Source organism: Paeniglutamicibacter sp. ORCA_105 (genome assembly GCF_045798545.1).
Taxonomy (GTDB): domain Bacteria; phylum Actinomycetota; class Actinomycetes; order Actinomycetales; family Micrococcaceae; genus Paeniglutamicibacter; species Paeniglutamicibacter sulfureus.
Window position 1 is genome coordinate 20,563 of sequence record NZ_JBIXLM010000031.1, and the last position, 16,944, is coordinate 37,506.

Consider the following 16,944-nt stretch of genomic DNA (forward strand, 5'->3'; position numbering starts at 1 on the left):
TCGGTCAGCAGCACATCGAACAAGGGAATCAGGACGTGGCAGCTCCACAGAACTACCTCGCCGTCATCAAGGTCGTCGGCATCGGCGGTGGCGGCGTCAACGCCGTCAACCGCATGATCGAAGTTGGCCTGCGAGGCGTTGAATTTATTGCAATCAACACGGATGCGCAGGCATTGCTCATGAGCGATGCCGACGTCAAGCTCGATGTGGGCCGCGAACTCACCCGTGGCCTGGGCGCCGGCGCCAACCCCGACGTGGGCCGCCAAGCGGCGGAGGACCACGCGGAGGAAATCGAGGAAGTGCTGCGCGGGGCCGACATGGTCTTCGTGACCGCGGGCGAGGGCGGCGGCACCGGCACCGGTGGCGCTCCGGTCATCGCACGCATCGCACGCGGGCTCGGCGCGCTGACCATTGGCGTGGTCACCCGTCCGTTCACCTTCGAGGGACGCCGCCGTGCGACCAGTGCCGAAAACGGCATCGAGGCGCTGCGCGACGAGGTCGACACCCTCATCGTCATCCCCAACGACCGACTGCTCTCCATCTCGGACCGCAACGTCTCGGTCCTGGACGCATTCCGCCAGGCCGACCAAGTGCTGCTCTCCGGTGTGCAGGGCATCACCGACCTGATCACCACCCCGGGCCTGATCAACCTCGACTTCGCGGACGTCAAGTCCGTGATGCAGGGTGCCGGATCGGCACTCATGGGCATCGGCTCGGCACGCGGCGAGGATCGCGCCGTCAAGGCCGCGGAGCTCGCCATCGCCTCGCCGCTGCTCGAAGCCTCCATCGACGGCGCCCACGGCGTCCTGCTGTCCATCCAGGGCGGCTCGGACCTCGGGTTGTTCGAGATCAACGAGGCGGCCCGCCTCGTGCAGGAAGTGGCCCACCCGGAAGCCAACATCATCTTCGGCGCCGTCATTGACGACGCCCTGGGTGACGAGGCCCGCGTGACGGTCATCGCTGCAGGCTTCGACCAGGTCGATGCCACCAGTGCGCCGCAGACCCTGCAGCCGGCCGTACGCAACGCCCCCGCAGCACCGGCAGCGGCACCCGCCGCTCCCGCCGCGGCACCGGCCTCGCCCCAGGCGGCACCCCGCCGGGAAGAGGTCCACGCTGCCGTGGCAACCGTTGAACCGGGCTTCGAGGAACTTCCCGCCATTGTCGAGCCGGACCTCTCGGCCGCCAACGACGACCTGGACGTCCCCGACTTCCTGAAGTAAGCCGGGCCGACGGCAGAAGGGAACCTTCCAAGCCACCATGTTGCGATACCAGTCAATGCTCGCCCCCGGCGTGCACATTGCATTCACATCCACGGCCGAAGGGAACCTTGCCTTCCACGTTCCTGATGATCGCGACGCCGTGCTGCTGCGGCGTCGCGATCTGGAACGGACCCTGGGACTGGGGGAGACCCGGTTCAGCTACATGGACCAGATCCATTCGGCCACGGTGCTTGAAGTCACCGGGCCGCCGGAGAAATCCGGCATTCCCACCTGCGACGGTCTGTTCTCGGCCGACTCAACGCAACCGCTGGCCGTCATGGTCGCCGATTGCGTCCCCTTGGTCCTCGTGGGCGTCTCCGAACAGGGACCGGTCACAGCTGTCGCGCACGCCGGACGACGCGGATTGCTCGACGGAATCCTGACCGAAACGGTAAAGCGCATGCGCTCGGCCGGGGCGGAGGACTTTGAGGCCTGGATCGGGCCGTCGATATGTGGCAGCTGCTACGAAGTTCCCGCCGACATGGCCGCCGATTCCGAGGCCCTGCGCCCCGGGATCGGTTCCACCACCAGCCGTGGCACCACCGGCCTGGATCTCCCGCGTGCAGCGGCTTCCGAACTTCGCGATCTGGGCGTAGCAGTCACCGAATCCGGGGCATGCACCCTGGAAGACGAGACCTACTTTTCCTACCGCCGCGACTCCCGCACCGGCCGACTGGCCGGATTGGTGTGGCAGGCAACGGACCAGATGGTGTCCGGCTCACCTTCCTGAGTCTTCAACCGGCCGTCCAGCGGTCCAGAAACGGGTCCGCGGCCCCCGCGCCGAACGCCACATGGCGACACACCGCCCAAATCACGCCGATGTCCTCCGACACCGCCAAATGGTGCTGTAGCGTCGAGTTAGCGGAGAGATTTGCGGTTCGGTAGACCGCCGACCGCGCACGATCAAAAGGAGAAGACCATGGCTGGCGCATTGCGCAAGACAATGATCTACCTGGGACTCGCCGAAGGTGACGAGAACTTCGAGGCCGACAAGCACGACATTGAAGCGCGTGAAGAAGTGCGCGTTGTCGAGCCGGTCCGCGAAGAGCCGGTTGCCGCACAGCCAGCTCCGGTAGCACAAGTGGCACCCCGCCCTGTCACCGAAAACGAATACCGGGCTCCGGTAACACCCATCAAGCGCGCTCCTTCAGCACGGGACGAGGACTCTTCATTGCGTCAAATCACCACCGTTCATCCACGTTCTTACAATGACGCGAAAATCATTGGCGAGAACTTCCGTGATGGCATCCCAGTCATCATGAACGTCACGGACATGGGCGAAGCTGACGCCAAGCGCCTGGTCGATTTCTCGGCGGGGCTGGTTTTTGCCCTCCACGGAAGCATCGAGCGGGTCACCAACAAGGTGTTCCTGCTCTCGCCGTCGACGGTTGAGGTCCTGGGTGAGGACAAGAAACAGTCCGAAGACCAGGCAACCTTTTTCAACCAGAGCTAAGTTCAAGGGTTCGAAGGCATAGTGGAGCTTATTTTCGCGCTACTTTACGTAGTGCTGACGGTGCTGCAGGTCATGTTGCTGTTGCGCATAGTGCTTGACGTCACGGAGTCGTTTGCGCGCTCCTGGCGTCCGCGTGGACTGGCCCTGGTTGCGGTCTCGGTAATTGCCAAGACCACTGACCCTCCGATGCGCTGGTTGCGCTCGCGCATAAAACCGCTAGATCTCGGCGGAATTCGCCTTGATTTGGCGTTCATTATTTTGTTCTTTGCGGTAATAGTGCTCAAGATTGTTGTTAACAATTTGGGCGTTGCCGCGGCTCAGTGATAGGCCTCCACGGAGGCAAGAATTACGGTGCGACAAGGGTCAAGGCGGAGAATTTTCGGAACGAAAGCTCGTTTCCTTTAGCCTTTACCGGTCCAGTCGTTATAGTGTTGTCACATTAGGCGCAACGACTGCACCGGGTTGCGCACCAATAAACGGTAAGTGTACTCGTGCCGCACTTCAGCGGTTCGAGGAGAGAACCAAGTATCGAGGTGACCAGATGGCTCTCACGCCAGAAGATGTAGTCAACAAGCGATTTCAGCCGACGAAGTTTCGTGAAGGCTACGATCAGGATGAAGTTGACGATTTCCTAGACGAAATCGTTGTCGAGCTACGTCGTCTGACGCAGGAGAACGACGAACTGCGTCGCCGCCTGTCGGAAGCCGGCATTAGCGAAGGCGAACAGGCCGTCCCAGCCCCTGTGGCAGCAGCCCCCGCGGCCAAGCCCGTCGAAGCGGAAAAGCCCAAGGAAGCCAAGGCGCCCGAGGTCAAGAAGGACGAGACCAAGGCTCCGGAAGCACCCAAGGCAGCAGAGCCGGCAAAGGCAGCAGCAGTGGCCCCCGCCGCCGCAGCTGCAGCCCCGGCTTCCACCGCCGAGTCCGCCGCCGGCGTCCTCGCCATGGCACAACGTCTGCACGACGAGTACGTCTCCGCAGGTGTTGAACAGCGTGACAAGATCATCGCCGAAGCCCAGCTCGAGGCAAACAGCCTCGTTTCCGAGGCCGAGGAGAAGAGCCGCAAGACCCTGTCGGCCCTGGAGCAGCAGAAGACTGTTCTGGAGCGCAAGGTCGAGCAGCTGCGTGGATTCGAGCGCGACTACCGCGCTCGCCTGAAGACCTACATCGAGGGTCAGCTGCGCGACCTCGAAGCCAAGGGCTCCATGGACACGGCAGAAGCCAAGGAAAACGGCTAATCTGCTTCACCACCTGCCTCACATATTGATGGCTTAAGATTGTTGGCGGTCGGGTTACCGACCGCCAACAATGCGTTAAAGGACATGATGGAAAACAGCTCCACACCACCGGCGTCGGAAGGCGCCGCCACGCCCGCGCCAGGCAGTGGAACCAAACGGCGCCTCATTTATGCCGCGGGCATCCTGGCGGTACTTGCATTGGTCCTGGATCAATTCACCAAGCGCATCGTTGAAACCTCCATGAGCGAGGGGCAGGTCATCGACGTCTTCCCTCCGCTGCTGCGCTGGTATTACATCAAGAACTCGGGCGCCGCGTTTTCCATGGGCGAGGGCTACACCTGGATCTTTAGCATCATCCAGGCAGCGGTGCTCATCTACGTGGCGGTGTTCCTGGTCCGCAAGATCCGCGTCTGGCCGTGGTCGCTGGCCCTGGGCGGCTTGATGGGCGGGGTCGCGGGAAACCTGACCGACCGTCTCTTTCGTCCTCCATCCTTTGGGCAGGGCCACGTGGTGGACTTCATTGCGCTGCCCAACTTTGCCATTTTCAACATCGCCGACATGTTCATCGTCTGCTCGATGATCGGGATCTGCCTGCTGCTCTTCACCGGTCGCGAACTCGATGGCAGCAAGCCGGCGGATAAAAAGGAACCCGGACACGACGCCGGGGCCGAGCCCAGGGAACTGCAGTGACCCAGGAGCGGACCGAATCGCTCGTCGTCGACCCGGAGGAGGCTGGCCTGCGCATAGACGCCTTCCTGGTCAAACGCCTCGAGCTCTCCCGCGCGCAGGCGGCATTGCTTTGCGCCGAGGGAAACGTAACCCTCGGGAGCAAGGTGCTGGGCAAGTCGAAGAAGACCAATGTGGGCGACACCATCGACGTCTTTATCCCGCTTAGGCCGGACCCACTAGAAATCAGGGTAGAAATCGTGGAAGACCTCAAGATCATTGCCGACGACGACGACTATGTCGTCATCGACAAGCCCGTGGGAGTTGCGGCGCACCCTTCCCCGGGATGGGTCGGTCCCACCGTGGTCGGCGCTCTGGCCGCGGCCGGTTACCGCATTTCCACTTCCGGCTCCGCCGAGCGCCAGGGTATCGTCCACCGCCTGGACGTTGGCACCAGCGGCCTGATGGTCGTCGCCAAGACCGAACGCGCCTATACGGCGCTCAAGCGCGCGTTCAAGGAACGGACCCCGAAGAAGATCTACCATGCCGTCGTGCAGGGTCTGCCGGACCCGCTGGAAGGCACCATCGATGCTCCGCTTGGCCGCCATCCCGGCCATGACTGGAAATTCGCCGTCATCGAGGATGGCCGCGATTCGAGGACCCACTACAAGGTGCTCGAGGCCTTCGGCCGGGCATCGCTGGTGGAGGTCACCCTGGAAACCGGGCGCACCCACCAAATCCGCGTGCATTTCAGTGCGCTTCGGCACCCGTGCGCGGGCGACCAGACCTATGGGGCGGACCCCAAGCTGTCGGCGGCCCTCGGGCTGACCCGGCAGTGGCTCCATGCCCAACTGCTAGGGTTCTTCCACCCGGTGAACGGGGAATGGGTCGAGTACACCAGCGAGTACCCGCTGGACCTGAACAACGCCCTCGAAATGCTGCGGGACGGCAACTTCTAGTCCGTACCAAGATGCACCCGGAACATCACCGGGTGCATCTTCACACATTGGCGCGCGCAGGTGGTCGGGTGTCGGTGCGAGCGCCTAGACTGGATCGGTGGCTAGCTCAAATCGCGATGGATTCGTACACCTTCACACGCACACCGAATACTCAATGCTTGACGGTGCCGCGCGCCTGACGGAACTCTTTGAGGAGACCAACCGGCTGGGCATGACGGCCTTGGCCACCACCGACCACGGCTACCTCTTCGGTGCCTTCGACTTCTGGTCCAAGGCCACCGCCGCCGGGGTCAAGCCGATCATCGGCATCGAGGCCTACGTGACCCCGGGCACCGCACGCGACGACAAGACCCGTGTGAAGTGGCGCACCGAGGAAAGCCAGAAGCGCGACGACGTCTCCGGCGGTGGCCTGTACACGCACATGACGTTGCTCAGCTACAACAACACCGGCATGAAGAACCTGTTCAAGGCCTCTTCCATCGCTTCACTCGATTCGGTTTTTGGCAAGTACCCGAGGCTGGACCGCGACCTGCTGAACACCTACCACGAGGGCATCATCGCCACCACCGGCTGCCCCTCCGGCGAGGTGCAGACCAAGCTCCGCCTCGGCCAGTACAACGAGGCCAAGGCCGCGGCAGCGGAGTTCCAGGACCTGTTCGGCAAGGAAAACTACTTCTGCGAACTGATGGACCACGGCCTGGACATCGAGCGCCGGGTCACCCAGGACCTGCTGCGCCTGTCCAAGGAACTGAACATCCCGCTGGTGGCGACCAACGACCTGCACTACACCCACGAGCACGATGCCAAGGCCCACGAGGCGCTGCTGGCCATCAACTCCGGCTCCACGCTCGACGAACCGACCTACGACCAGGGCGGCTCGCGCTTCGCCTTTTCCGGTTCCGGCTACTACCTCAAGAGCCCGGCGGAAATGCGCCACCTGTTCAAGGAGCTGCCCGAGGCCTGCGACAACACCCTGCTGATCGCCGAACGCGCCGAGGTCTCCTTCGACACCAGCGCCAACTACATGCCGCGCTTCCCGTGCCCGCCGGGGGAGGACGAGACCAGCTGGCTGATCAAGGAAGTCGACAAGGGCCTGCACTACCGCTACCCGGGCGGCATCCCGGAGGATTCGCGCAAGCAGGCGGACTTCGAACTCGACGTCATCATCAAGATGGGCTTCCCCGGCTACTTCCTGGTCGTGGCAGACTTCATCAACTGGTCCAAGGACAACGGCATCCGCGTCGGACCCGGCCGTGGTTCCGGCGCCGGATCCATGGTCGCCTACGCCATGCGCATCACCGACCTTGACCCGCTGGTCCACGGGCTGATCTTCGAACGCTTCCTAAACCCCGAACGCGTCTCCATGCCCGACTTCGACGTCGACTTCGATGATAGGCGCCGCTCGGAGGTCATCAGGTACGTCACCGAGAAATACGGCGACGAACGCGTGTCGATGATCGTGACCTATGGATCGATCAAGACCAAGCAGGCGCTGAAAGACTCCTCCCGTGTGCTTGGCTACCCCTTCTCCATGGGTGAATCCCTGACCAAGGCACTGCCGCCTCCCGTCATGGCCAAGGACATCCCGCTCAACGACATCGAGGACCCGAAGTCCAAGCGCTACTCCGAGGCCGGGGACTTCCGCCAGTTGGTGGCTACCGACCCGGAGGCCGCGCGCGTTTTCGAAACGGCGAAGGGCATCGAGGGGCTGAAGCGCCAATGGGGCGTGCACGCCGCCGGCGTGATCATGAGCTCGGACCCCATCATCGACGTCATCCCGATCATGCGCCGCATCCAGGACGGCCAGGTCATCACCCAGTTCGACTACCCGACCTGTGAAGGCCTGGGGCTGATCAAGATGGACTTCCTGGGCCTGAGAAACCTCACCATCATTTCCGATGCGCTGGAAAACATGAAGGCGAACCAGGGCGTGGACCTGGACCTGGAAACGCTGGCGCTGGATGACGCCGGCGCCTACGAATTGATGGCCCGCGGCGACACCCTGGGCGTGTTCCAGCTGGACGGCGGTCCCATGCGTTCGCTGCTCAAGCTCATGCGCCCCGACAACTTCGAAGACATCTCCGCGGTGCTCGCGCTCTACCGGCCCGGCCCCATGGGTGCCAACTCGCACAACAACTACGCGTTGCGCAAGAACAAGCTCCAGGAAGAGACCCCGATCCACCCCACGCTCGAGGAACCGCTGCGGGAGATCCTGGGCACCACCTACGGCCTGATCGTGTACCAGGAGCAGGTCATGTCCATCGCGCAGAAGCTGGCCGGCTTCTCGCTGGGTCAGGCAGACATCCTGCGCCGCGCCATGGGCAAGAAGAAGAAATCCGAGCTGGACAAGCAGTTCGCCGGATTCTCCCAGGGCATGATCGACAACGGTTACACCATGGAGGCCGTCAAGACCCTCTGGGACATCCTGCTTCCCTTCTCCGACTACGCCTTCAACAAGGCGCACTCGGCGGCCTACGGCGTCATCTCCTACTGGACCGCCTACCTCAAGGCCCACTACCCGTCCGAATACATGGCCGCGCTCTTGACCTCCGTTGCGGATGACAAGGACAAGACGGCCATGTACCTGAACGAATGCCGGCACATGGGCATCACCGTGCTGGCACCGGATGTGAACGAATCGGCGCTGAACTTCACCCCGGTGGGCACCGACATCCGCTTCGGGATGGGAGCGATCCGCAACGTCGGCGCGAACGTGGTCAACGCCCTGGTCGAATCCCGGGCCGAAAAGGGTAATTTCGAGAACTTTGCCGACTTCCTGCAAAAGGTCCCGGCGGTGGTCTGCAACAAGCGGACCATCGAATCCCTGATCAAGGCCGGCGCCTTCGACTCCATGGGACATGCCCGCCGGGCCCTGGTCGCGGTCCACGAGGAGGCCGTGGACTCGGTCATCTCGGTCAAGCGCAACGAGGCGGCCAACCAGTTCGACCTCTTTAGCGCGTTCGAGGACCCGACCGCCGCTGCCGGGATGACCGTCGCGGTCCCGGACATGCCCGACTGGGAGAAGAAGGACAAGCTGGCCTTCGAGCGCGACATGCTCGGGCTCTATGTCTCGGACCACCCGCTCAAGGGCCTGGGCGGGCTGCTGGAGCAGAACGCCGACATGTCCGTCACCCAGGTGCTTTCCGACGACGGCCCGCAGGACGGGCACACCGTGACCATCTGCGGGATGATCACCTCGCTGCAGCGCCGCATCGCCAAGAAGAGCGGCAACCCGTACGCCAGATGCGAGATCGAGGACCTTTCCGGGTCCATGGAAACCATGTTCTTCGGCAACGCCTACGCGCCGATCGCCAACGTGCTGGCCGAGGACCTGATCGTGGTGGTCAAGGGCCGCGTGCAGAAGCGCGACGACGGATCCATCACGCTCAACGCCCAGGAGCTCACGGTCCCGGAAATCAGCGAGGACGGCGAGGGCGGGCCGGTGGTCATCTCCATGGCCAACCACAAGGCCACCGAGGAGGTCATCTCCGCGCTCGGGGAGGTGCTGCGCGTCCACCAGGGGACGACCGAGGTGCGCGTGAAGCTGCACAGCACCCGTGGCGTCTCGCTCATGCGCCTGGGCATGGAATACCGCGTCAACCCGAACTCGGCGCTCTTCGGGGACCTGAAGGTCCTGCTGGGTTCGACCTGCCTCGACGGCTGACACGGGCCAGGACCCGGTGCCACGGCGCCCGAATGAAAAGCCCCAACGCGGGCGGATCTATTCGGGCGCCTTCGCGTATGCTGCTGCCAGGGCCGGGTAGTAGTCGTCCCAGTTGACCGAATCGACGTCGCCGCCCTGCAGATGCACGAGCATCCGCTGCAGGAAATACTCCCAGCCCGGCCCGATGATGCCTGGGTCATCGGACGCGCCGAGCTCATGGATGAACGTGATCTTCTTGGTCCCCGTTCGCGACGAAAGATCCAGCCCAAGATCCCAGGCCCCTTGTTCGGTGTCGGCCGTCAAGCGGAACTTATACGGGGGCCTGCACCGGTGGACCCGCACGCTACCGGCAGCCGATTCCAGCCCTTCCTTAAGGAATGCGAACCGCAGGTCGCCGCTTTCCGCGTTCCCGCGCAGGATCCCGGCCCAGGAGCGGAGGCCCTCCGCCGTGGTGAAGACATCCCAGATTTCACGGACACCGGACTGCGCATCGAGTTCGATGACGATTCGCCGACCGGTCGGCGACAGCTCGACACCGCCGTGGGCCTGTGTCATGGAGTAGCACCCTTCCTGATGGGTGTTGGCCTTGCGCGGGCCCCACGCGGATCGGGCCCAGGGGAGGGCGAAGCCTATTCGGGCGCCTTCGCGTATGCTGCTGCCAGGGCCGGGTAGTAGTCGTCCCATTTGACGGACTCGACGTCGCCGCCCTCCAGTGAAACAATCGCCCGCTGGACGTAGTACTCCCAGCCAGGTCCGATGCTGCTCGGATCGTCGGTCAACCCGAGTTCCTGGATGAAGCGAATCGAACTCACCCCGTCCCGCCCGGACAGTTCGAGCCCGAGGTGCCACGCGCCGTACTCGCTGTACGTGGTGAAGGCCAGTTCATGCGGTGGCCTGCAACGGATGATTTCCAGTGTCGCGGGCTCCGCTTCCTTCCCCTCCTCGACCATGGAGAAGCGCAGGTTTCCGGCTTCGCGGTTTCCGCGCAGGACTCCCACCCAGGGTCCGAGGCCCTCCGGAGTGGTGAAGGCGTTCCAGATTTCCTCCAAGCCGAACTCGACCTCGCGCTCGATCACGATGCGCAATCCTGTGGGCGACTGTTCGATGCTTCCGTGTGGCAGTGGCATGCGGATCCCCTTCCGGTGTTTTCGTGCGTGCTAGGTGCAGACTATGGCACAGGCATGCAGCGGGGGAAGCACATAGTAGCGAGGGGAGTGCCGTTTCGATTGTTAAGGGCGATGCCAGGCGCATGTCGTGGTGCCGGTCCGCCGACACGATAAACTGGTGCGGTGACTAGCAACGCCAGCCCCCAGACCTTTTCCGCGCTCCAAGACCTAGACCTGCGGGGCGCCGCGTTGGACCATGCGAGCCTCAAGGCGGTGCTTCCGCGGCCCGAACTGAACTTCGCCACGGCCGCCGAGGCGGTCGAGGGCATCATTGCCCGCGTCCGTGCCGAGGGCTTCGCCGCCCTATCCGACCTGGCCGAAAGGTTTGACGGCGTCACCCAGACCCACACCCGCGTCCCGGCCGAGGCCATGGAACGCGCCCTGGCCGAGCTCGACCCCAAGGTCCGTGCCGGCCTGGAGGAATCCATCGCCCGGGCACGCGCCTTTGCCGCGGCCCAGGTGCCGGAAGACACCCGCGTGGACTACGGCACCGGTGCAACCGTCACCCAGCGCTGGGTGCCGGTGCGCCGGGTGGGCCTCTATGTTCCCGGCGGCCTGGCCGTGTACCCGAGCTCGGTGATCATGAACGCCGTCCCCGCGCTGGCCGCCGGCGTCGGATCCCTGGCCATCGCCTCGCCCCCGCAAAAGGAATTCGGCGGGTTGCCCCACCCCACGATCCTGGCAGCGGCCCAGCTGCTCGGCGTGGAGGAGGTCCACGCCATGGGCGGGGCCCAGGCCATCGCCGCCTTCGCTTACGGCGTCCCGGTGCCCGAGGGCATTGACCCGCAGCTGGCCATCGAGCCCGTCGATGTGGTCACCGGCCCCGGAAACCTCTTTGTGGCGACAGCCAAGCGCCTGGTCAAGGGCGTGGTCGGGATCGACGCCGAAGCCGGCCCCACCGAAATCGCGATCTTGGCCGACGCCACGGCGAACCCGGACTTCATCGCCGCGGACATGATCTCCCAGGCCGAGCACGACCCCAACGCCGCCGCGGTGCTCATCACCGATTCGCCCGAGATCGCCGAGGCGGTGCGCAACGCGCTGGAGGGCCAGTGCGCCACCACCAAGCACTCCGAACGGGTGCGCATCGCGCTGGGCGGAAAGCAGTCGGCCACGATCCTGGTCGACGACATGGCCGCGGGCATCGCGGTGTGCAACGTCTATGCGGCCGAGCACCTGGAGATCCACACGGCCAATGCGGCCGCCGACGCTGCGCACATCACAGCGGCGGGAGCCGTGTTTGTCGGGGCGCATTCCCCGGTGAGCCTGGGGGACTACTGCGCGGGTTCCAACCACGTCCTGCCGACCAGCGGAACCGCAGCCTTCGCCTCGGGGCTGAACGTCAACACCTTCCTCAAGGCCATCCAGGTCATCGACTACGATCGTGCCGCGCTGTCGGTGGTGGCCCCCCACGTGGTTGCCCTGGCCAACGCCGAGGACCTGCCTGCACACGGCGACGCGGTGGCCATCCGTTTCCCCTAGCGGTTCCGCCCGGCGGCGGCGCGATGGGCATAGTGTGGCGAAGACCACAACATATGGTAATGACATTGTTGTGACTACGCTATATGTGGCCCTAAACTAATCCCGAGCACGCATGTGCTTTGCATGAACGAGACCCGAGGAAGGGGTGCCATGTACTGTCCCTACTGCAGGCACACCGATTCACGCGTCGTGGATAGCCGACTGACCGACGACGGCACCGCGATTCGCCGCCGCCGGCAATGCGCCGAATGCGGCCGCCGGTTCAGCACCGCGGAAACCACCAGCCTGAACGTGCTTAAGCGTTCCGGGGTGGCCGAGCCGTTCAGCCGTGCCAAGGTCATCAACGGGGTGCGCAAGGCGTGCCAGGGGCGTCCCGTCACCGACGACGACCTCGCGTTGTTGGCCCAGGAAGTCGAAGAAGCGGTTCGTTCCAGCGGTGCCGCGGAAATCAACGCCCGCGAAGTCGGTCTGGCGATCCTCACGCCGCTGCAGCGACTCGACGAGGTCGCCTACCTGCGATTCGCCAGCGTCTACCAGGACTTCAAGTCCCTGGAGGACTTCGAAGGGGCCATCGCGAAGTTGCGTGTCGAACGCGACACCCGTCCCTCGGGCCACCAGCGTCCGCTGGGCGCGCGCTAGGCCCCGGCCCGCCCTTGGCGTCCGTCCCGGGAGCAGGCTAGGAAAGCGTCCGTCCCGGGAGCAGGCTAGGAAAGCCCGGACTGCTGCAGGGCAGCCCCGACGATGCCGGCGTTGTTCTTCGACTTCGCCACGGTGATCGGGGTGGAAAGCGAAAGCCGGGGCAGGTAGTCGTCGGCGCGCTTGGAAATTCCGCCGCCGATGACGAACAGCGAGGGGGAGAAGAGGAACTCCACGTGGGAGAAGAAGCGCTGCAATCGCACCGCGTATTCGTCCCAGCCCAGGTCCTCGCGCTCGCGCGCCGAGGCCGAGGCGCGGGTCTCGGCGACCGCCGAATCGATCTCCAGGTGTCCCAGCTCCACGTTGGGCACCAGCACGCCGTTGTGGATCAGCGCCGAGCCGATGCCGGTGCCCAGGGTGATCACCAGCACCGAACCTCCCACGCCCGCCCCGGCGCCGTAACGCGCCTCGGCCAGGCCCGCGGCGTCGGCGTCGTTCATGACATGGACCGGGCGCCCCAGCTGCGCGGTAAAGAGCGCATCAACGTCGGTGCCGATCCATGACTTGTCCACGTTGGCGGCCGAGCGGGCAACGCCGTGGTGGATGATGGCGGGGAACGTGACGCCGACGGGGGTCTGCGCCCCGGGAGCCCCGTCCCGCTCATCGAGCTGGGCAACGATCTGGGCCACCACCTCTGCCACCGCGGCCGGGGTCGCAGGCTTCGGGGTATCGATGCGGACGCGTTCGCCGATCAGCTTTCCGGTCGAGAGGTCGACGATGCCACCCTTGATGCCGGTGCCGCCGATGTCGATGCCGATGGCCGTGGGCGATGGGTTCAGTGCGCGTTCAGACATGCGGGTCGGGCTCTTTCTCTAAGGAGGGGCTAAAACGGGGTCCCTGGGGTTAAGCCAGGGTCAGGATTTCGGCGCCGTCCTCGTTGACGAGCAGGGTGTGTTCAAATTGTGCCGTGCGCTTGCGGTCCTTGGTGGTTGCGGTCCAGCCGTCGTCCCACATGTCCCACTCGATGGTGCCCAGGGTGAGCATGGGTTCGATGGTGAACGTCATGCCCGGTTCGATCAGCTGGCTGTAGGCCGGTGCCGCATCGTAGTGCGGGATGATCAATCCGGTATGGAAGGATTCTGCCACGCCGTGCCCGGTGAAGTCCCGCACCACGCCATAGCCGAAGCGTTTTGCGTAGGCGGAAATGGTGCGGCCGATGACGTTGATTTCGCGGCCCGGCATGACGGACTTGATGGCCCGGCGCAGGGATTCCTCGGTGCGCTCGACCAGCAGCCGGGATTCCTCGTCGACGTTCCCGGCCAGGAAGGTGGCGTTGGTGTCGCCGTGGACCCCGCCGATGAACGCGGTGATGTCGATGTTCACGATGTCCCCGTCCTGCACCACCGTGGTGTCGGGGATGCCGTGGCAGATGACCTCGTTGATGGAGGCGCACAGCGACTTCGTGAAGCCGCGGTAGCCCAGGGTCGAGGGGTAGGCCTTGTGGTCAAGCAGGAATTCGTGCCCGATCCTGTCCAGCTCGTCGGTGGTGACTCCCGGGACGACGGCCTTGCCGACCTCCGCCAGCGCCTGCGCGGCGATCTTGGAGGCCACGCGCATCCGGGCGATGATGTCCGCGGAGCGGACTTCCGGGGCGTCGGACTTGCGCGGTGCCGGCCTCCCGACATATTCGGGACGGGGGATCGAGTTGGGGACGGTTCGCTGTGGAGTGGGGGTACCGGGAACGAGGGTTCCGATGGGTGCGGTTGTTGCTAAAGGCATGGTTCCCATTCTAGCGGGGTCGATGGTGTCGCGTGCCAAGGAGCCGGGCCGTTGCCCGGGCGGCCGTCGGCTGTAGGGTGGTGGCATATCGAGTCAATGTGGCGTCAACGAAAGGTGGGTCAGTCCCGATGAGTGGAGCATTGCCCGGCGAGGGCGAATTCTGGTTCAACATCACCACCGGCCAGGTCGAAACCGGGCCGCAGGCCGATTGGTCGCAGCTCCTGGGCCCGTATCCCTCGCGCGCCGAGGCGGAACTGGCCATGAGCAAGGTGCGCGAACGCAACGAGCAGTGGGACGAGGAAGACGAGGAAGAGGAGGAGTAGGGGGCTAGCGGTCCCCGAACTCGTGTTCCGCCGCCGGGAAGGTTCCGGCCAGCACGTCCTCGCGGTAGGCGGTCGCTGCCCCCGACACCACGGAGCGCAGGTCCGCGTACTTCTTCACGAACCGCGCACTCTTGCCGCTGCCCAGGCCCAGCATGTCCTGCCACACCAGGACCTGGCCGGTGGTGGCGGCACCGGCGCCGATGCCCACGGTGGGAACGCGCAATGCTTCGTCGACTTGGCGGGCGGTGCCGGTGGGGATCATTTCCATCAGCACGGCGAAGGACCCCGCGGCCTCCAGCGCCTGGGCGTCGGCGACCAGTGCCGCCGCGGCGTCGCCGCGGCCCTGGACCCGGTAGCCTCCCAGGGCATGTTCGGACTGCGGGGTGAAGCCGATGTGTGCCATGACCGGAACGCCGGCGGCCACCAGGGCGCGCACGTGCGGGACGAAAAACTGCCCGCCTTCCAGCTTCACGGCGTGCACACCGCCCTCCTTCATGAGGCGCACCGCCGATGAAACCGCCTGTTCGGGGGAGACCTCGTAGGATCCGAACGGCAGGTCGCACACCACCAGCGCGTGCTTGGCGCCGGAGACCACCGCCTTGGAAAAGACGATCATTTCGTCCATGGTGATCGGCAGCGTGGAGGAATAGCCCATCACGGTGTTGGCCGCCGAGTCGCCCACCAGCAGCACCTCAATGCCCGCGGCGTCAAAGATGCCCGCCATCATCGTGTCGTAGGCGGTGAGCATCGCGAATTTCCGGCCCTCGTCCTTCGCCGCTTGCAGGTGGTGCAGACGGATTCGCGGTCCGGAAACGGCGCCCGTGGCAGGGGAATTTGCTGGTGTGGAAGGATGAGCACTCATGGGCAAGAGACTAATGCACATTCGGCGCAGCTGTCCTCCCGTGTCCCGGCCGTAAAAACGTATAAAGTGAGTCAGTGGGGCGGGAACCGCCGCCAAAACCGTTTGTGGAAGGAACCCGCCGTGGATCGCCAGCAGGAATTCGTCCTTAGAACCATTGAGGAGAGGGACGTACGTTTCGTGCGCCTGTGGTTTACCGATGTGGTGGGTTCCATGAAATCCGTGGCCCTGGCACCTGCCGAGGTCGAGGGTGCCTTCGAGGAAGGCCTGGGCTTTGACGGTTCCTCCATCGAGGGAATGTCGCGGATTTACGAGTCGGACATGCTGTTGCAGCCGGACCCCTCCACCTTCCAGATCCTGCCGTGGCGCGGAGAGACCGAGCCTACCTCGAGGATGTTCTGCGACATCCTGACCCCGGACGGACTGCCTGCCGCAGCCGACTCCCGGCAGGTGCTCAAACGCCAGCTGGCCGTCGCCTCCGAGATGGGCTTCACCTGCTACACGCACCCCGAGATTGAATTCTATTTGTTACGTTCCTCCGAGCTGGGAACCGACGGTTACCCGGTGCCGGTTGACCGGGGCGGGTACTTCGACCACGTCACCGGCGGCGTCGCCCAGGACTTCCGCCGCACCGCGGTGACAATGCTCGAAGCCGTGGGCATCTCCGTGGAGTTCAGCCACCACGAAAACGGCCCGGGCCAGAACGAGATCGACCTGCGCTACGCCGATGCGCTGCAGACGGCCGACAACGTCATGACGTTCCGCACCGTGATCAAGGAAGTCGCGATCCAGCAGGGCATCTACGCGACGTTCATGCCCAAGCCGTTCTCCGACGAACCCGGCTCCGGCATGCACACCCACTTCTCGCTCTTCGAGGGCGACACCAACGCCTTCTTCGAGGCGGGCCGTGAATTCCAGCTCTCCGACACCGCCCGCCAGTTCATTGCCGGGATCCTGCGCCACGCGCCGGAGTTCACCGCGGTGACCAACCAGTTCGTGAACTCCTACAAGCGCCTCTGGGGCGGCGGGGAGGCCCCGAGCCACCGCTCCTGGGGCCACAACAACCGTTCAGCACTGGTGCGTGTTCCGCTCTACAAGCCGGGCAAGGGTCAGTCGGCGCGCGTCGAGTACCGCGGCATCGACTCGGCCACCAACCCCTATCTGGCCTACGCCTGCCTGCTGGGCGCCGGGCTGAAGGGCATCCAGGAAGGCTACGAGCTCGAACCACAGGCCGAAGAAGACGTGTGGGGACTGAGCAGCGCCGAGCGCCGCGCCAGTGGACACGACCCGCTTCCCGGGTCCCTGCACGATGCCATCCGCGCCATGGAGGAATCCGAACTGGTCGCAGACATCCTCGGCGAGCAGGTCTACACCTCGTTCCTGCGCAACAAGCGCGACGAATGGGAAGCCTACCGCCAGAACGTGAGCCCGTTCGAACTCCGGCGCTACCTGGGGATCCTCTAG

17 protein-coding genes are annotated in these 16,944 nt (G+C 64.7%); 12 read left to right on the forward strand and 5 right to left on the reverse strand.

The features are described from left to right. The first annotated feature begins 35 nt into the window (after positions 1 to 35). The 8 genes from ftsZ to dnaE all read left to right on the forward strand — a co-directional run bounded on the left by ftsZ (position 36) and on the right by dnaE (position 9,235). Positions 36 to 1,220: a cell division protein FtsZ gene (gene ftsZ, locus ACIPUB_RS14700; RefSeq protein ID WP_302262440.1), complete on the forward strand. Its 1,185-nt coding sequence runs from the start codon at positions 36 to 38 to the stop codon at positions 1,218 to 1,220. A 37-nt stretch (positions 1,221 to 1,257) separates the two neighbouring features. Next, positions 1,258 to 1,989: a peptidoglycan editing factor PgeF gene (pgeF, locus tag ACIPUB_RS14705; protein ID WP_407608042.1), complete on the forward strand. Its 732-nt coding sequence runs from the start codon at positions 1,258 to 1,260 to the stop codon at positions 1,987 to 1,989. A 189-nt stretch (positions 1,990 to 2,178) separates the two neighbouring features. Further along, positions 2,179 to 2,712, forward strand: coding sequence for a cell division protein SepF (locus ACIPUB_RS14710; RefSeq protein WP_264270606.1), 534 nt, complete (start codon positions 2,179 to 2,181; stop codon positions 2,710 to 2,712). A gap of 21 nt (positions 2,713 to 2,733) precedes the next feature. After that, on the forward strand, positions 2,734 to 3,036 hold the full coding sequence (locus ACIPUB_RS14715; RefSeq protein WP_264270607.1) for a YggT family protein: 303 nt from the start codon (positions 2,734 to 2,736) through the stop codon (positions 3,034 to 3,036). Positions 3,037 to 3,253: 217 nt separating this feature from the next. Next, entirely contained in the window at positions 3,254 to 3,946 is a 693-nt protein-coding gene (locus ACIPUB_RS14720) for a DivIVA domain-containing protein (protein WP_264270608.1), read from the forward strand. A gap of 87 nt (positions 3,947 to 4,033) precedes the next feature. Further along, positions 4,034 to 4,636, forward strand: coding sequence for a signal peptidase II (gene lspA, locus ACIPUB_RS14725; protein ID WP_264270688.1), 603 nt, complete (start codon positions 4,034 to 4,036; stop codon positions 4,634 to 4,636). Continuing rightward, positions 4,633 to 5,571 (forward strand): RluA family pseudouridine synthase, encoded by a 939-nt coding sequence (locus ACIPUB_RS14730; protein WP_407608043.1) that lies wholly within the window; start codon positions 4,633 to 4,635, stop codon positions 5,569 to 5,571. Before lspA ends, ACIPUB_RS14730 begins: the two co-directional genes overlap by 4 nt. A 97-nt stretch (positions 5,572 to 5,668) precedes the next feature. Further along, entirely contained in the window at positions 5,669 to 9,235 is a 3,567-nt protein-coding gene (dnaE, locus tag ACIPUB_RS14735) for a DNA polymerase III subunit alpha (protein WP_407608044.1), read from the forward strand. A 57-nt stretch (positions 9,236 to 9,292) separates the two neighbouring features. On the opposite strand, the gene ACIPUB_RS14740 is transcribed toward dnaE, so the two are convergent. Together ACIPUB_RS14740 and ACIPUB_RS14745 are read right to left on the reverse strand one after the other, a co-directional pair. After that, on the reverse strand, positions 9,293 to 9,790 hold the full coding sequence (locus tag ACIPUB_RS14740; protein ID WP_407608045.1) for a hypothetical protein: 498 nt from the start codon (positions 9,788 to 9,790) through the stop codon (positions 9,293 to 9,295). A 74-nt stretch (positions 9,791 to 9,864) separates the two neighbouring features. Then, positions 9,865 to 10,362, reverse strand: a complete 498-nt coding sequence (locus ACIPUB_RS14745) for a hypothetical protein (RefSeq protein WP_407608046.1) — start codon at positions 10,360 to 10,362, stop codon at positions 9,865 to 9,867. Positions 10,363 to 10,524: 162 nt separating this feature from the next. On the opposite strand from ACIPUB_RS14745, the gene hisD reads away from it, so the two are divergent. Together hisD and nrdR are read left to right on the forward strand one after the other, a co-directional pair. Then, a complete protein-coding gene (gene hisD, locus ACIPUB_RS14750) occupies positions 10,525 to 11,883 on the forward strand; it encodes a histidinol dehydrogenase (protein ID WP_407608047.1) in 1,359 nt (452 codons plus the stop codon). Between the two features lie 150 nt (positions 11,884 to 12,033). Next, positions 12,034 to 12,522 (forward strand): transcriptional regulator NrdR, encoded by a 489-nt coding sequence (gene nrdR / locus ACIPUB_RS14755; RefSeq protein ID WP_407608059.1) that lies wholly within the window; start codon positions 12,034 to 12,036, stop codon positions 12,520 to 12,522. A gap of 65 nt (positions 12,523 to 12,587) precedes the next feature. On the opposite strand, the gene ppgK is transcribed toward nrdR, so the two are convergent. Both ppgK and map read right to left on the reverse strand, forming a co-directional pair. Further along, complete coding sequence (ppgK, locus tag ACIPUB_RS14760) at positions 12,588 to 13,373, reverse strand: polyphosphate--glucose phosphotransferase (protein ID WP_407608048.1); 786 nt, start codon at positions 13,371 to 13,373, stop codon at positions 12,588 to 12,590. A gap of 49 nt (positions 13,374 to 13,422) precedes the next feature. Beyond that, entirely contained in the window at positions 13,423 to 14,298 is an 876-nt protein-coding gene (gene map, locus ACIPUB_RS14765; protein WP_407608049.1) for a type I methionyl aminopeptidase, read from the reverse strand. A gap of 128 nt (positions 14,299 to 14,426) precedes the next feature. On the opposite strand from map, the gene ACIPUB_RS14770 reads away from it, so the two are divergent. Beyond that, entirely contained in the window at positions 14,427 to 14,621 is a 195-nt protein-coding gene (locus tag ACIPUB_RS14770) for an SPOR domain-containing protein (protein ID WP_407608050.1), read from the forward strand. Positions 14,622 to 14,625: 4 nt separating this feature from the next. Here the strand turns inward: ACIPUB_RS14770 and panB are convergent, their stop codons facing one another. Further along, positions 14,626 to 15,483 carry a 3-methyl-2-oxobutanoate hydroxymethyltransferase gene (panB, locus tag ACIPUB_RS14775; protein ID WP_407608051.1) on the reverse strand — a complete coding sequence of 286 codons (858 nt, stop codon included), beginning with the start codon at positions 15,481 to 15,483 and terminating at the stop codon, positions 14,626 to 14,628. A 120-nt stretch (positions 15,484 to 15,603) separates the two neighbouring features. Here panB and glnA point away from each other — a divergent pair, with 120 nt between their 5' ends. Next, positions 15,604 to 16,944 carry a type I glutamate--ammonia ligase gene (glnA, locus tag ACIPUB_RS14780; RefSeq protein WP_264270617.1) on the forward strand — a complete coding sequence of 447 codons (1,341 nt, stop codon included), beginning with the start codon at positions 15,604 to 15,606 and terminating at the stop codon, positions 16,942 to 16,944.

Bases quoted from the DNA above. Each gene is read 5' to 3' on its own strand.
- pgeF (WP_407608042.1), top strand. From the start codon at position 1,258: ATGTTGCGATACCAGTCAATGCTCGCCCCCGGCGTGCACATTGCATTC.
- ACIPUB_RS14710 (WP_264270606.1), top strand. From the start codon at position 2,179: ATGGCTGGCGCATTGCGCAAGACAATGATCTACCTGGGACTCGCCGAA.
- ACIPUB_RS14720 (WP_264270608.1), top strand. From the start codon at position 3,254: ATGGCTCTCACGCCAGAAGATGTAGTCAACAAGCGATTTCAGCCGACG.
- lspA (WP_264270688.1), top strand. From the start codon at position 4,034: ATGGAAAACAGCTCCACACCACCGGCGTCGGAAGGCGCCGCCACGCCC.
- ACIPUB_RS14740 (WP_407608045.1), bottom strand. From the start codon at position 9,790: ATGACACAGGCCCACGGCGGTGTCGAGCTGTCGCCGACCGGTCGGCGA.
- ACIPUB_RS14745 (WP_407608046.1), bottom strand. From the start codon at position 10,362: ATGCCACTGCCACACGGAAGCATCGAACAGTCGCCCACAGGATTGCGC.
- nrdR (WP_407608059.1), top strand. From the start codon at position 12,034: ATGTACTGTCCCTACTGCAGGCACACCGATTCACGCGTCGTGGATAGC.
- ppgK (WP_407608048.1), bottom strand. From the start codon at position 13,373: ATGTCTGAACGCGCACTGAACCCATCGCCCACGGCCATCGGCATCGAC.
- map (WP_407608049.1), bottom strand. From the start codon at position 14,298: ATGCCTTTAGCAACAACCGCACCCATCGGAACCCTCGTTCCCGGTACC.
- ACIPUB_RS14770 (WP_407608050.1), top strand. From the start codon at position 14,427: ATGAGTGGAGCATTGCCCGGCGAGGGCGAATTCTGGTTCAACATCACC.
- panB (WP_407608051.1), bottom strand. From the start codon at position 15,483: ATGAGTGCTCATCCTTCCACACCAGCAAATTCCCCTGCCACGGGCGCC.